At 68.4% G+C, this 13,902-nt stretch carries 12 protein-coding genes; 7 read left to right on the top strand and 5 right to left on the bottom strand.

The window, feature by feature from the left end:
- The first annotated feature begins 36 nt into the window (after positions 1–36).
- Both DDQ50_RS11750 and DDQ50_RS11755 read left to right on the top strand, forming a co-directional pair.
- On the top strand, positions 37–510 hold the full coding sequence (locus tag DDQ50_RS11750) for a PTS mannitol transporter subunit IIA (protein WP_116756898.1): 474 nt from the start codon (positions 37–39) through the stop codon (positions 508–510).
- Positions 507–2,177, top strand: coding sequence for a DUF885 domain-containing protein (locus tag DDQ50_RS11755; RefSeq protein WP_116756899.1), 1,671 nt, complete (start codon positions 507–509; stop codon positions 2,175–2,177). Before DDQ50_RS11750 ends, DDQ50_RS11755 begins: the two co-directional genes overlap by 4 nt.
- 109 nt (positions 2,178–2,286) lie before the next feature.
- Here DDQ50_RS11755 and DDQ50_RS11760 read toward each other — a convergent pair whose 3' ends face one another.
- The 3 genes from DDQ50_RS11760 to DDQ50_RS11770 all read right to left on the bottom strand — a co-directional run bounded on the left by DDQ50_RS11760 (position 2,287) and on the right by DDQ50_RS11770 (position 5,008).
- Positions 2,287–3,120, bottom strand: coding sequence for a MetQ/NlpA family ABC transporter substrate-binding protein (locus tag DDQ50_RS11760; RefSeq protein ID WP_116756900.1), 834 nt, complete (start codon positions 3,118–3,120; stop codon positions 2,287–2,289).
- Between the two features lie 137 nt (positions 3,121–3,257).
- The gene (locus DDQ50_RS11765) at positions 3,258–4,013 is read right to left on the bottom strand and encodes a methionine ABC transporter permease (RefSeq protein WP_165829794.1); all 756 of its coding nucleotides are present in this window, start codon (positions 4,011–4,013) and stop codon (positions 3,258–3,260) included.
- Positions 4,010–5,008 carry a methionine ABC transporter ATP-binding protein gene (locus DDQ50_RS11770; RefSeq protein WP_116756901.1) on the bottom strand — a complete coding sequence of 333 codons (999 nt, stop codon included), beginning with the start codon at positions 5,006–5,008 and terminating at the stop codon, positions 4,010–4,012. The genes DDQ50_RS11765 and DDQ50_RS11770 overlap by 4 nt, the downstream gene beginning before the upstream one ends.
- 254 nt (positions 5,009–5,262) lie before the next feature.
- Between DDQ50_RS11770 and rpsA the strand changes: the two genes are divergently transcribed.
- Positions 5,263–6,750 carry a 30S ribosomal protein S1 gene (rpsA, locus tag DDQ50_RS11775; protein ID WP_116756902.1) on the top strand — a complete coding sequence of 496 codons (1,488 nt, stop codon included), beginning with the start codon at positions 5,263–5,265 and terminating at the stop codon, positions 6,748–6,750.
- 135 nt (positions 6,751–6,885) lie between these two features.
- Here rpsA and DDQ50_RS11780 read toward each other — a convergent pair whose 3' ends face one another.
- A complete protein-coding gene (locus tag DDQ50_RS11780; protein WP_116756903.1) occupies positions 6,886–7,734 on the bottom strand; it encodes a LysR substrate-binding domain-containing protein in 849 nt (282 codons plus the stop codon).
- Between the two features lie 133 nt (positions 7,735–7,867).
- Between DDQ50_RS11780 and DDQ50_RS11785 the strand changes: the two genes are divergently transcribed.
- Both DDQ50_RS11785 and coaE read left to right on the top strand, forming a co-directional pair.
- Complete coding sequence (locus DDQ50_RS11785; protein WP_240614351.1) at positions 7,868–9,163, top strand: MFS transporter; 1,296 nt, start codon at positions 7,868–7,870, stop codon at positions 9,161–9,163.
- Positions 9,164–9,172: 9 nt separating this feature from the next.
- Complete coding sequence (gene coaE / locus DDQ50_RS11790) at positions 9,173–9,781, top strand: dephospho-CoA kinase (protein WP_116756904.1); 609 nt, start codon at positions 9,173–9,175, stop codon at positions 9,779–9,781.
- A 27-nt stretch (positions 9,782–9,808) separates the two neighbouring features.
- On the opposite strand, the gene DDQ50_RS11795 is transcribed toward coaE, so the two are convergent.
- Positions 9,809–10,705: an EamA family transporter gene (locus DDQ50_RS11795; RefSeq protein ID WP_133245963.1), complete on the bottom strand. Its 897-nt coding sequence runs from the start codon at positions 10,703–10,705 to the stop codon at positions 9,809–9,811.
- A 68-nt stretch (positions 10,706–10,773) separates the two neighbouring features.
- Between DDQ50_RS11795 and DDQ50_RS11800 the strand changes: the two genes are divergently transcribed.
- Both DDQ50_RS11800 and uvrB read left to right on the top strand, forming a co-directional pair.
- Positions 10,774–11,640 carry a LysR family transcriptional regulator gene (locus DDQ50_RS11800; protein ID WP_165829795.1) on the top strand — a complete coding sequence of 289 codons (867 nt, stop codon included), beginning with the start codon at positions 10,774–10,776 and terminating at the stop codon, positions 11,638–11,640.
- Between the two features lie 99 nt (positions 11,641–11,739).
- Complete coding sequence (gene uvrB, locus DDQ50_RS11805; protein ID WP_116756907.1) at positions 11,740–13,821, top strand: excinuclease ABC subunit UvrB; 2,082 nt, start codon at positions 11,740–11,742, stop codon at positions 13,819–13,821.
- Positions 13,822–13,902: the final 81 nt, after the last annotated feature.

The following is a 13,902-nucleotide window of genomic DNA, read 5'->3' on the forward strand; positions in this document are numbered from 1 at the left end:
GGCCTCGATTCGAACCCACTACGACAAGAGGCACAGATGACCCGACCAGAGCGTGAGTCACTCGCAGGGCTGCTCGACGACGACTCCATCCGGCTCGGGCTGACGGCGAGCGACCGCTTCGACGCGGTCACGCAATGCGGCCAGGCCCTCGTCGCGACCGGCGCCGTCGCCGAGGCCTACGTCGAATCGATGCTCAAGCGCGAACGCTCCGTCTCCACCTACATCGGCGAGGGAGTCGCCATTCCGCACGGCACACTCGCGGGCAAGGACTCCGTCTCCCGGCCCGCCATGGTCGTGCTCGGCTTCACCGACGGCGTCGACTGGGGCGACGGGCATATCGCCCGCGTCTGCGTCGGCATCGCCGCACCCGCGGGCGGCCACGTCGCCCTCGTCGCACGTCTCGCGGAGATCCTCCTCGACGCCGAACTCGCTGAGCGCCTGCGCTCGGCGACCACCGCGGAGCAGATCAAGGTCCTGTTCGCCGCAGGCGACGACCGAGGCGAGAGGTGAGCGGCATTCCGCGCGAACCCACCCCGATCGACGCCGTCGCGGAGGAATGGGTCGACACGGTCGTCGAACTGTCGCCCGAGTACGGAGTCTGGCTCGGCCGACCGGGCCGCGAGGGTGAATACGGCGACTACTCGCCCGACGGGCATGCGCAGCGCGATGCGGCCGCTCGACGCACGCGCGCAGCCCTGCTCGACGCCGTCGTCGTCGATGCCGTCGACGAGGTCACCCGTCGCGATCTGCTGCGCGAGCTCGACCTCGCGATCGACGACTACGACGCCGGCACTTTCCGCCACCAGCTCAACGTGATCGCCTCACCCGCGCAGGACATCCGCGAGGTCTTCGACCTGATGCCGACCGACCGCGAGGACCAGTGGGAGCACATCGCCCAGCGTCTCGCGGCCGTCGATGCCGCCGTCGACGGCTACATCGCCACCCTGCGCTCCGGCGCCGAACGGGGGCAGGCGCCCGCCCGCCGTCAGGTGCGCGAAGTCGCCGCCCAGGTGCGCGCTGTCGCCGCACCCGACGGGTTCTTCGCCACCCTCAGCTCCGGAGCCGAGGTGGGCGGGGTGCCCGTGGCCGACTCGCTCCGCCGCGACCTCGAGGCCGGCGGCATGCTCGCCGCCCGTGCGTACGCCAAACTCGCCGACTACCTCGAGACCGACCTGATCCTGTCGGCCCGCGAACAGGACGCGGCGGGTCGGGAGGCCTACGCCCTGGCCTCGCGCGGCTTCCTCGGCGCCGAGGTCGACCTCGACGAGACGTACGAATGGGGCCTCGAAGAGCTCGCCCGCGACACGCGCGAACAGGAGGACATCGCCCGTCGCATCGTCGACGGCGGGGGAGTCCAGGAGGCGATCGCCCACCTGAATGCCGACCGGTCGCGCAAGCTCCACGGCACCGACGCACTCCGTGACTGGATGCAGGACCTGAGCGATCGTGCCATCGAAGGTCTGGGCCGCACCGAGTTCGACATCCCCGCGCAGGTCCGCGCACTCGAATGCCGGATAGCGCCCACCCAGACCGGGGGCATCTACTACTCGCCGCCGAGCGACGACTTCTCGCGACCCGGCCGCATGTGGTGGTCGGTCCCCGAGGGGGTGACCGAATTCGACACCTGGATCGAGACGACGACCGTCTACCACGAGGGCGTCCCAGGACATCACCTCCAGAACGGCATCGCGATCGCCAATCGGGCGCAGCTGAACAGCTGGCGCCGCGGCAATTTCGTGTCCGGCCACGGCGAGGGCTGGGCGCTCTACGCGGAGCGCCTCATGGACGAGCTCGGCTACCTCGACGACCCCGCCGACCGGCTCGGCATGCTCGACGGTCAGCGCACACGCTCAGCTCGCGTCGTCCTCGACATCGGCGTGCACCTCGGCAAGCGGAGGCCCGACGGCGGGGGAGTCTGGGACGCCGAATACGCGCTCGAGTTCATGCGCGCGAACGCGAACATGGACGACGCGTTCATCCGGTTCGAGGTCGACCGCTACCTGGGCTGGCCGGGCCAGGCGCCGTCGTACAAGATCGGGCAGCGGATCTGGCAGCAGATCCGAGCAGAACTGGCCTCGCGTCACGGAGCCGACTTCGATGTGAAGGACTTCCACCGGCGCGCGCTCGAACTCGGGGGAGTCGGTCTCGACACCCTCCGTGCCGTACTGCTCGGCTGAGAGATTCCGATCTGCCCTGGTTCAACGAGGAACCGGCCGCCGGACGCCTCCGGTGAACTCGTCACCATCGACATCCGACGACCGGTCACAGGGTCGAGTCGGTCGGCTGTCAGCCCTCGAACGGGACCACGAGGCCGCCCCACGTGTCGTTGATGTAATCGACCGTCGCCGGGTCGAGGAGGAGCTCCTTGAGCTTCTGCACGCGGGGGTCGTCCTTCAGCTCGGCGCGGGTGGCGAGCACGTTGTAGTACGGGCTGTCCGAACCCTCGATGAGGATCGCCTCGTCGGCGGTGAGACCGGCGGGGAGCGCGAAGCTGAGGGTGACGAAGGCGGCATCGGCGTCGGCGATGGCCTGCGGGAGGCTCGCGTTCTCGATCTCGACGAACTGGAAGTCGTGCGTGTTGTCGGTGATGTCGGCGAGCGTCGTCGGCTCGTCCGTCGTCTCGATGAGGCCCTCGGCGGCGAGGATCTTCAACGCGCGACCCTCGTTCGTCGGGTCGTTCGGGATGGCGATGGTCGCGCCGTCCTTCAGGTCGTCGAGGGACTTGACGGTGTCGCTGTAGAACGCGGCGGTGGGCAGGTAGATCTCGCCCTCGCTGATGAGATCGGTGCCGGAGGCCTCGTTGAAGGTCTTCAGGAACGTGGCGTTCTGGAACAGGTTCGCGTCCGTCGAGCCCTCGTCGAGCGATGAGTTGGGGGTGTTGTAGTCGGTGAACTCCGTGAACTCGATGGTGAGCCCGGCGTCCTCCGCCAGGTTGTCCTGGACGAACTTGAGGATGTCGCCCGCGGGAGTCGCGAGCGCGCCGACCTTGATGGTCCCGAGCGAGTCGGACCCGGTCTCGGCGGCGGGCTCATCGGAGGAGCCGGCGCAGGCCGACAGTCCGAGGGCGAGGGTGACGGCGGCGATTCCGCCGACCAGCTTGAGGCTGCGAATACGAGGCATGGCTGTGCTTCCTTCTGTGGTGCGCCGGAGCGCGAGGATGGTGGTGGAACGTGGGCGGTGCAGGTGCTCGGTGCAAGTCGTGGGTGCGGGACCGGACTGTTCGGCCGTTCTGCCGGCCGGCGGCGATCCGCTGGGGTTCAGCTCTCGGGACCGCCCGCCAGCTGGATCGCTCGAGACATTCGCTCACCCGATCTGCGGTGCGCGAGGCGGCGCGAGAGCAGCGATGCGAGACCCTGGAGCACCATGACCAAGGCGAAGAGGACGATGATGACCGCGACGATGTGCGGCCAGCTGTAGCGCTGATAGCCGTACCGGATCGCCACATCGCCGAGACCGCCCGCGGCGACGACACCCGCCATGGCCGAGAAGTTGATGATCGAGGTGATCGTCGTCGAGGTGCCGAGCACGATGCTCGAGAGTGCCTCCGGCACCAGCACCTTGCGGATGATCTGCCAGTTCGACGCACCGAGCGACTGACCGGCCTCGATGAGTCCGCCGTCGACCTCCTTGAGGGCGATCTCGACCATCCGCGCGAAGAACGGGATGGCGACGACCGAGAGCGGCACGATCGCGGCGTCCGTTCCGATGAACCGGCCGATGAGCAGGCGCGTGAACGGGATGAGCGCGATCATCAGGATGATGAACGGCACCGAGCGGCCGAGGTTGACGACGAAGTCGATGACCTTGTTGATGGTCGACCCGAGAGCCCGCGAGCCGAACGGGCGCTCCAGCAGCCCGCCGCGCTCCGTCGTCACGAGCAGCACGCCGAGTGGGAGCCCGATCACGATGGTGAAGAACAGCGAACCGGCCACCATCTGCAGGGTCTGCAGGAGACCGACCCACAGCACCTCGAAGAGCTCGGGCCAGAACTGCGGGGCGTTCATGTCGATCATTCCGCGCCTCCTCTGACGACCTCGACGAGTAGGCCCTGTGCTCGCAGGCCTGCGATGGCATCTCGGTGGATGGCGGCGGGGCCGGGCAGCTCGAGCCGGGTCCGCCCCGCCTGCTTGCCGCCCAGGTGCTCGATCGACGCGCCGAGGATGCTGACGTCGAGGTCGTACCGCCGGGCGAGCTGCGAGATGACCGGCCGGTCGGCGCTGCCGCCCGAGAAGGTGATGTCGAGCACGGTGTCCGCATCGCCCTCGGGTAGAGGGCCGAGCGGGAACAGCTGGCGGGCGAGACGCGATCCGGGGGTCGAGACGAGGTCGACGAGGCCGCCCTGCTCCAGGATGCGCCCGTCCTCGATGAGGGCGACGCCGTCGCAGATGCGCTTGACGACATCCATCTCGTGGGTGATCAGCAGCACGGTGAGGCCGAGCTCGGTGCTGATGCCCTTGATGAGGTCGAGGATCGACGCGGTGGTCTCGGGGTCGAGAGCGCTGGTCGCCTCGTCGGAGAGGAGGACGGCGGGCTTGGCGGCGAGTGCACGGGCGATGCCGACGCGCTGCTTCTGACCACCGGACAGCTGTGCAGGATAGGACTCCGCGCGGGAGCCGAGCCCGACGAGGTCGAGGATCTCATCGGAGCGGCGACGGCGCTCGGCGGCGGCCATGCCGGCGACCTCGAGCGCGAGTTCCACGTTCCCCCGGGCGGTGCGGCTGCCCAGCAGGTTGAAGTGCTGAAAGACCATGCCGATCCGTCGCCTCGCCGCGCGGAGCTCGTTGTCCGACAGTGCGGTCAGCTCCTCGCCGTTGATGGTCACGGTGCCGGAATCGGGCCGCTCCAGCAGGTTCAGGGTGCGGATGAGCGTGCTCTTGCCCGCCCCGCTCTGCCCGAGCACTCCGAAGATCTGTCCCCGGTCGACGTTGAGGCTCACGTCGTCGAGCGCGCGGACGGGTGTCCCGTCGGGCGCGGTGTACGTCTTCACGACGTGGCTGGCGGTGATCACTGTGCCTCGATGCAATCAGGAGGAATGTGGAACGGCGAATCAGCGTTACACAATGTGACGCGCCGTGCCTGCAATCGGGCTCCGAACCGGTCGGTTCGAGGGTTGGGCGCGCGCTCTCGTCTTGATAGACTGACGTGTTGCGTCTGCGCCCACGGGTTTCTGCGCGTCACCACATCCGCTCGTCACGAGCGCTCGGCATACCGCCGTCTCGCCCTGTGGCCTAACACCATGTCCACCTCTGGAGTTTCTACTACATGTCAACCACCACGACCGCCCCGGCAGCCAAGCAGGTCGCCATCAACGACATCGGATCTGCTGAAGACTTCCTCGCAGCGGTCGAAGCGACCCTCAAGTTCTTCAACGACGGAGATCTGATCGAGGGCACTGTCGTCAAGATCGACCGCGACGAGGTTCTCCTCGATGTCGGTTACAAGACCGAGGGTGTCATCCCCTCCCGCGAGCTCTCCATCAAGCACGATGTCGACCCCAACGAGGTCGTCAACGTGGGCGACACGGTCGAAGCCCTCGTTCTCCAGAAGGAGGACAAGGAAGGCCGCCTCATCCTGTCCAAGAAGCGGGCTCAGTACGAGCGCGCATGGGGCGACGTCGAGAAGATCAAGGAGGCCGACGGTGTCGTCACCGGTACGGTCATCGAGGTCGTCAAGGGTGGCCTCATCGTCGACATCGGCCTGCGCGGCTTCCTCCCCGCATCGCTCATCGAGCTCCGCCGTGTCCGCGACCTGACCCCCTACCTGGGCCAGGAGCTCGAGGCCAAGATCCTCGAACTGGACAAGAACCGCAACAACGTCGTGCTGTCGCGCCGCGCCCTGCTCGAGCAGACGCAGTCCGAGAGCCGCAGCACCTTCCTCGCCAACCTCCACCCGGGACAGGTCCGCAAGGGCGTCATCTCGTCGATCGTCAACTTCGGTGCGTTCGTCGACCTGGGCGGCGTCGACGGTCTGGTCCACGTCTCCGAGCTCAGCTGGAAGCACATCGAGCACGCCAGCGAGGTCGTCGAGGTCGGTCAGGAAGTCACCGTCGAGGTGCTCTCCGTCGAGCTCGACCGCGAGCGCGTCTCCCTGTCGCTCAAGGCGACGCAGGAGGACCCGTGGCAGGTCTTCGCCCGCACCCACGCGATCGGCCAGATCGCACCGGGCAAGGTCACCAAGCTGGTTCCGTTCGGTGCGTTCGTCCGCGTCGCCGACGGCATCGAGGGTCTCGTCCACATCTCCGAGCTGTCGAACAAGCACGTCGAGCTCGCCGAGCAGGTCGTGTCGGTCGGCGACGAGGTCTTCGTCCGCATCATCGACATCGACCTCGAGCGTCGCCGCATCTCGCTCAGCCTCAAGCAGGCTGCCGAGGCGATCGACCCCTCCAACCAGGAGTTCGACTCCGGACTCGCGGCGCTCTACGGAATGCCGACCGAGTACGACGACCGCGGGGAGTACAAGTTCCCCGAGGGCTTCGACCAGGAGACCGGCGACTGGAAGGAAGGCTTCGACGAGCAGCGCGCGAAGTGGGAGCAGGACTACGCCGAGGCGCAGGCCCGTTGGGAGCTCCACAAGGAGCAGATCCTCAACGGCATCGCCGACGAGGCGGCCGGCATCACCTCCAGCAGCAGCTCCTCGTCCGAGAGCTCGGCGGCATCGTCGTCGTTCTCGAGCGACAGCCGCGGTGCGGGAACCCTCGCCGACGACGAGTCGCTTGCGGCTCTGCGCGAGCGTCTCAGCAGCAACAACTGATCGCACCAGCGTCCGGATGAGCGGCAGCAGCCGCTGACCTGATCACGCGATACACGAAGGGCCGGATGCCGAGGCATCCGGCCCTTCGTCGTCGATCCGCGACTCCGGCCGCGACGGGCCCGGCAGGGCCCGCCGTCAGCGCATGATGGATTGCGCGGTGATGGCGGCGGTGAGCGCCTCGAGGGGCTCGCGAGCCGCAAGAGGGTTCGAGTGCAGGCGGAACTCCACCTCTCCCACGTCGGGGAGGTCGAATCGCCGACTGACCTTCACCAGGTCGGCCGGCAGCAGGGAGTGCGGGAACACGGCAAGGCCCAGCCCCGCTCGCACGGCCGCGAGGAGACCGTTCACCTCGCGGACGCTGCAGGTGATCCGCCACGTCCTCCCCGCCGCCTCGAGGGCGTCGATGGCGGCCTGCCGGCTGATGCTCGGCGACTGGTAGACGACGAGCGGGACCGGGTCCGCGGATTCGAGGACGGTCCGCTCCTCGGCCACCCAGACCATCGACTCCCGGCTGACGAATGTGCCATCGGTCGTGCCCGGCAGCTCCTTCACGAAGATCAGATCGAGGTGGCCCGCGGCGAGGCGCCGCCGCAACGGATCGCTCTGGTTGACGGTGAGCTCGAGGTTGACGCGCGGGTGCAGCGCCCTGAACTGGCGCAGGATCCGGGGGAGCTGGGTGGTCGCGAGGTCGTCGGCCGCTCCGAACCGGAGCCGGCCCTGCATCGCGGCCCCTCCGAAGTAGCTCTCCGCCGCGGCCTCGGCGGCGAGGATCGCCCGGGCGAATCCGGCCATCGCGTCGCCGTTGTCGGTGAGCCGAACCTCGCGGGAGTCCCTGACGAACAGGCGTCGTCCCACGGCCTCCTCGAGTTTCCGGACGTGCTGGCTGACGGTCGGCTGGCTGATCCTCAAGCGGGCAGCGGCGCCCGTGAAGCTCGAGGTGTCGGCGACCGCGAGGAAGCTCTGAAGAAGAACGGGATCGAGCACGACGCTCCATTCGAAAATCCAATGCGAGTGATAGTTCAATCTATCTGCGCAATGGACAGCTCGCGGGTACCGTCGAAAGGGTCCGCTCAGGACCTCTACTTATACGTAACGCATCGGAACATCAGAAACACACGTGACCACTTACTCGAACACCGCAACTGCTCCCATCCCCGTTCTCGAGCGACGACCGCCATGGCGGCACACCCTCATCGCCCTCTCGGTGCCCAACTACCGGCTCTTCGCCTTCTCGCACCTCATCGCGATGACCGCGATCTGGATCCAGCGGGTCTCCCAGGACTGGCTGGTCCTCCAGCTGTCCGGGAACGTCGCCGCCGTGGGGATCACCGTCGCGATGCAGTTCGCGCCCATGCTGCTGTTCGGCATGCTCGGCGGCCTGATCGTCGACCGCTTCCCGAAGCGCACCCTGCTCATGGTGACGCAGGCGGTGAGCGCCCTGCTGAGCGCCGGTCTCGCCGTGCTCGCCCTCACCGGCACGATCCAGGTCTGGCACATCTGGGTGATCGCCCTCGCCTCGGGCTTCGTCACCGTCGTCGACAACCCCGCGCGTCAGGTCTTCGTCAGCGAGGTCGTCGGACACCGCCACCTGACGAATGCGATCAGCCTCAACGCGTCGATCTTCCAGCTCGGCGGGCTCATCGGGCCCGCCGTGAGCGGTGCCCTCCTCCTCTCGGTCGGCGCCGGGTGGTCATTCGCGATCAACGCCGCGGCATGCCTCGTCGTGGTGACCGTGCTCCTCTGCCTGCGCACCTCCGACCTCCTGCCCGCTCCCGCGGTCCAGCGTGCCCGCGGCCAGCTGAAGGAGGCCCTCGTCTACGTGCTGGCGAAGCCGGAGATCCTCTGGACCCTGGTCATGGTCGGCGTCCTGGCCGTCTTCGCGTTCACGATGCCCGTCCTCCTCGCGGCCTTCGCGGATGACGTCTTCCACACGGGAGCGGGCGGCTACGGACTGTACAACTCCGTCCTCGCCGCCGGCGCCCTGGTCGGTGCGATCGCGTCGACACGCCGGGCGAGCCTCCGGCTGCGCACCGTCCTCATCGCGGCGGGCCTGTTCGCGCTTCTCCAGGCTCTCGGGGGACTCATGCCCGTCGAGTTCGCGTTCTGCCTCGCCCTGTTCGCCATCGGGGTGCTGAATCTGCTGTTCATCACCGGCGCGAACGCGCTCGTGCAGCTCTCGAGCAACCCCAGCATCCGGGGTCGGGTGATGTCCCTCTACATCCTGCTGCTGCTGGGAGGCCAGGCCATCGGCGGACCGGTCATGGGGTGGATCGTGCAGGCCTACGGTGCGCATGTCGGGATGATCATCTCGGGGACCGTCCCGGCGCTGGCCGCCGTGGCCATCGGGCTGATCCTCCGCCGCTCGCGACGCAGGACGGCCCTGCTCGTCGATCCTGCAGCAGTGCGCGGGTAGTTTGGGCGGGTGCCTCTCATCGCGCTCACCGGCGGCATCGCGTCGGGCAAGTCCACTGTCGCCGCCCGCCTGCAGGCCCTGGGCGCCGTCGTCGTGGACGCCGACGCCCTGGCCCGCGTCGCCGTCGAGCCGGGGAGTCCGGGGCTCGAGGCGGTAGCCCGCGAGTTCGGCCCCGAGATCCTCGCCGCCGACGGCTCACTCGATCGGGCTCGACTGGGAGCCGTGGTATTCGCCGACTCCACCGCCCGTCAGCGCCTCAACGCGATCGTGCACCCCGAGGTCGGACGGCTCTCGCACGAGCTCTTCACCGCCGCTTTCGCCGCCGACCCGGGCGCGGTCGTGGTCTACGACGTGCCGCTTCTCGCCGAAGCGCGAGGACGCGCGGAGTTCGACGCGGTGGTCGTGGTGCACGCACCCGCCGACGAGCGGATCCGGAGGATGGTCGAGCTGCGCGGTATGAGCCGGGACGATGCGGAGAGACGTGTCGCGGCGCAGGCCACCGACGCGGAACGGCTGGCGATGGCCGATCACGTCGTCGACTCCTCGCGAACCCTGGGGGAGACCCTGAGCGCCGTCGACGAGCTGTGGCCCGAGCTCGTCGCGACCGCCCGACGCTGAGCGCCTCGATCGGCGCGGGTGCGTCGGTCAGGCGAGCAGGGCCTGTTCCGCCCGGCGGGCGAGGCGCTCGCGTCGAGCGGAGCCGAGCACGGCAGCGGCATTGGCGGCGCTGATCGCCGCGAGACCGATCACCTGGAGCAGTCCGAGCGTCTGCCCGAGGATCACCAATCCGGCGAGTGCGGCCACGGCGGGATGCACGCTCTGCAGCACGCTGAAGAGGCCGCGCGGGATCCGCCGCAGGACGGCGATGTCGAGCGAATAGGGGAGTGCGGACGACAGGACCCCGACGGCGAGGCCGATCGACAGCACCCGGACGAACTCGTCGGCCGGTAGTTGGACGAGCGCCGCGATGAGGAACGGGAGGGTGATGACGGCGGCGACGCCGCTGGCCACCGCGGTGCCCTGCGTGCCGCTCATCCGATCGGCAACGCGCTGACCCGTGACGATGTACCCGGCCCATGCCGCGCCCGCGACGAGGGCGAGGAGCACTCCGATCGGGTCGACGTCGTCGATGGTGCCCGTGAGGAGGAACACCCCGACTCCGGCGGCGATCCCGCAGATCAGGTCGAGCGCGCGGCGCGATGCGAGGAGCGCGAGCGCGAGCGGTCCGAGGAACTCGAGAGTGACGGCCAGGCCGAGGTCGATGCGCGCGAGCGACATGTAGATGGTGATGTTCATCACGACGAGGATCAGGCCGAGCAGCAGTGCCGCTCGGACTCCGTGCCAGCGGAGCGAGCGCCGACTGCGGATGAGCGGGATGAGCAGTACGAGGGCCGCGAAGAGCTGCCGTAGGCCGACGACCCCGACCGGACCGATGACGGGGATGAGGGTGGTGCCGAATGCGGCACCGGACTGAACCGAGACGGCGGATGCGAGCGGGCCCGCCGCGGCGATCCTGCCCCCGCGCCGGTCCTTGTCGTCCACGGTCCGACGTTACGGGCCGTCGGAGCGATCGAGAAATGCATGACACGTCAGACTTATGCTTCTTGCGTATGGATCTCGAGCTGCGCCATCTCCGCGCCTTCGTCGCCGTCGCGGACGAGGGCGGCTTCACCGACGCCGCCATCGCGCTCGGAATCTCGCAGGCGTCCGTGTCGAGGACTCTCGCGTCGCTCGAAGCAGTGCTCGGCGCCGAGCTGATCCGGCGCACGACGCGCACGATGTCGCTGACCGACGCGGGTCTCCGGCTGCTCCCGGAGGCGCGTGCGACGCTCCGAGCGGCGGGGCAGGCGTACGCGGCGGTGCGGGAGGAGGAGCGGCCGCTTCTCGTCGGCCACTCCTGGTCGGCCCTCGGGGCGTTGACGACGCCCGTTCTGCGAGGTTGGGCCGCGCGACATCCGGGCACGCCGCTCGAGCTCCGTCGGCACAACGAGCGGACATCCGGGCTCGCTGATGCCCGCGTCGACGTCGCGATCGTCCGCCACCGCCTCCCCGAAGGCCACTACACCTCCGTCATCGTGGGCCGCGAGCCTCGGGTCTGCGCGGTCGCTGCCGACGATCCGCTCGCCGAGCGTTCGGAGCTGATGCTCGCCGACCTGCTCGACCTCGTCGTGGCCGTCGACCGCCAGACGGGGACGACGGGGCCGTCGCTGTGGCGGGACGCGGGCCTCGACAGGTCGCCGCGCTTCGTCTGGACCGGTGATGTCGACGAATGGGTCGACCGGATCTCCGCAGGCGGCCTGGTCGGCGTGACGGCGACGTCGACGAGTCACCAGTACCCGCGAGCCGGAGTGCGCTACCTCCCGCTCGTCGGAGCTGCCCCGCTCACCGTCAGCCTCGCCTGGCACACCGCCCGCGAGCATCCCCTCACCCCGGAACTCGTGGAACATCTCCGAAGCGCGTACCGCGATGCGGCATGAGGCTCCGCCGCCACGGCCGACTCGCGCCTCGCGACGGAGGGGGCAAGCCTGCAGCGAACTCCGGGTGGCGTGTCGGAGGCGGTACTTACACTCGAGAGCATGCAGCCAACTCGCGCCGTGCGTCCGTTCGAGGTCATCAGCGACTACCAGCCGAGCGGCGATCAGCCGGCGGCGATCAAAGAGCTGGCGGGGCGGATCAACGCGGGCGAGACCGATGTGGTGCTGCTCGGAGCGACCGGTACCGGAAAGTCCGCGACGACGGCCTGGTTGATCGAGCAGGTGCAGCGTCCGACGCTGGTCCTCGCCCACAACAAGACTCTGGCCGCTCAGCTGGCGAACGAGTTCCGAGACCTGATGCCGAACAACGCCGTCGAGTACTTCGTCTCGTACTACGACTACTACCAGCCCGAGGCCTACGTCCCCCAGACCGACACCTTCATCGAGAAGGACAGCTCGATCAACTCCGAGGTCGAGCGGCTCCGGCACTCGACCACGAATTCGTTGCTGAGCCGCCGCGACGTCGTCGTGGTCTCGACGGTGTCCTGCATCTACGGTCTGGGCGCGGCGGAGGAGTACTTGGAGGCGATGGTCGCCCTCCAGGTGGGTCAGCGCATCTCGCGCGATCAGATGGTCCGGCGCTTCATCAACATGCAGTACGAGCGCAACGACTACGACTTCTCGCGCGGCCGCTTCCGGGTCAAGGGCGACACCGTCGAGATCATCCCGGTCTACGAGGAGCACGCCGTCCGGATCGAGATGTTCGGCGACGAGATCGAGGCGCTCTACTCCCTGCACCCGCTGACCGGTGAGGTCATCAAGCAGATGGACGCGGTGTCGATCTTCCCCGCGACCCACTACGCCGCCAGCCCTGTGACGATGCAGCGCGCCATCAAGACGATCCGCGAGGAGCTCGCGGAGGAGCTGCCCAAGCTCGAGCGGGCGGGCAAGCTCCTCGAGGCGCAGCGACTGCGCATGCGCACTTCGTTCGACCTCGAGATGATGGAGCAGATCGGCTTCTGCTCCGGTATCGAGAACTACTCGCGACACATCGACGGCCGCCGCCCTGGCGAGGCTCCGAACTGCCTCATCGACTACTTCCCCGAGGACTTCCTCGTCGTGATCGACGAGTCGCACGTCACGGTCCCGCAGATCGGCGCCATGTTCGAGGGGGACGCCTCCCGCAAGCGCACGCTCGTCGAGCACGGGTTCCGTCTTCCGAGCGCGATGGACAACCGTCCGCTCAAGTGGGAGGAGTTCAAGGATCGGGTCGGCCAGACCGTCTACCTGTCCGCGACTCCCGGTCGCTACGAACTGGGAATGGCCGACGGCTTCGTCGAGCAGATCATCCGGCCGACGGGTCTGATCGACCCCGAGATCGTCATCAAGCCGAGCAAGGGGCAGATCGACGACCTCCTCGAGGAGATCCGCGTCCGCGCGGAACGCGACGAGCGGGTCCTCGTCACCACGCTGACGAAGAAGATGGCGGAGGAGCTGACCGCCTTCCTCGCCGAGTCCGGTGTCAACGTGCGCTACCTCCACGCGGATGTCGACACCCTCCGGCGTGTGGAACTGCTCACCGAGCTGCGGCAGGGCGTCTACGACGTCCTGATCGGCATCAACCTGCTTCGCGAAGGTCTCGACCTGCCCGAGGTCTCGCTGGTCGCGATCCTCGACGCCGACAAGGAGGGCTTCCTCCGCTCGTCGACCTCACTCATCCAGACCATCGGACGTGCCGCCCGCAACGTGTCGGGCCAGGTGCACATGTACGCCGACAAGCTCACCGACTCGATGGCGCTGGCGATCGAGGAGACGACACGTCGTCGCGAGAAGCAGGTCGCCTACAACCTCGAGCACGGCATCGACCCGCAGCCGCTGCGCAAGAAGATCGCCGACATCACCGACCAGATCATCCGCGAGGGCGCCGACACCAAGGAGCTCCTCAGCGGACGTCAGTCGGGCAAGCGGTCGCCGACGCCCAACCTCCGCGACAAGAACCACGAGGGGATCGCGGCCAAGGGTGCCGCCGAGATCGAGTCGATCATCGCCGACCTCAACGATCAGATGCTGCAGGCCGCCGCCGAGCTGAAATTCGAGCTCGCCGGTCGACTGCGCGACGAGCTCAACGACATGAAGAGCGAGCTGCGGCAGATGGCGAAGGCCGGGCACCTGACCGCTCGGTGACGAGGTGGCTGCGGGGGCGACGCGCCGCGTCCGCAGTCACCTTCAAGCGAAACCGGACCCCGGTGTCGGAGGGTCGACCTA

Origin of the sequence: Amnibacterium flavum (assembly GCF_003097495.1) — a bacterium.
Taxonomy (GTDB): Bacteria; Actinomycetota; Actinomycetes; order Actinomycetales; family Microbacteriaceae; genus Naasia; species Naasia flava.

Excerpts from the sequence above, each read along its gene's own strand:
- DDQ50_RS11750 (WP_116756898.1), top strand. The coding sequence starts at position 37 with ATGACCCGACCAGAGCGTGAGTCACTCGCAGGGCTGCTCGACGACGAC.
- DDQ50_RS11760 (WP_116756900.1), bottom strand. The coding sequence starts at position 3,120 with ATGCCTCGTATTCGCAGCCTCAAGCTGGTCGGCGGAATCGCCGCCGTC.
- DDQ50_RS11765 (WP_165829794.1), bottom strand. The coding sequence starts at position 4,013 with ATGATCGACATGAACGCCCCGCAGTTCTGGCCCGAGCTCTTCGAGGTG.
- rpsA (WP_116756902.1), top strand. The coding sequence starts at position 5,263 with ATGTCAACCACCACGACCGCCCCGGCAGCCAAGCAGGTCGCCATCAAC.
- DDQ50_RS11800 (WP_165829795.1), top strand. The coding sequence starts at position 10,774 with ATGGATCTCGAGCTGCGCCATCTCCGCGCCTTCGTCGCCGTCGCGGAC.
- uvrB (WP_116756907.1), top strand. The coding sequence starts at position 11,740 with ATGCAGCCAACTCGCGCCGTGCGTCCGTTCGAGGTCATCAGCGACTAC.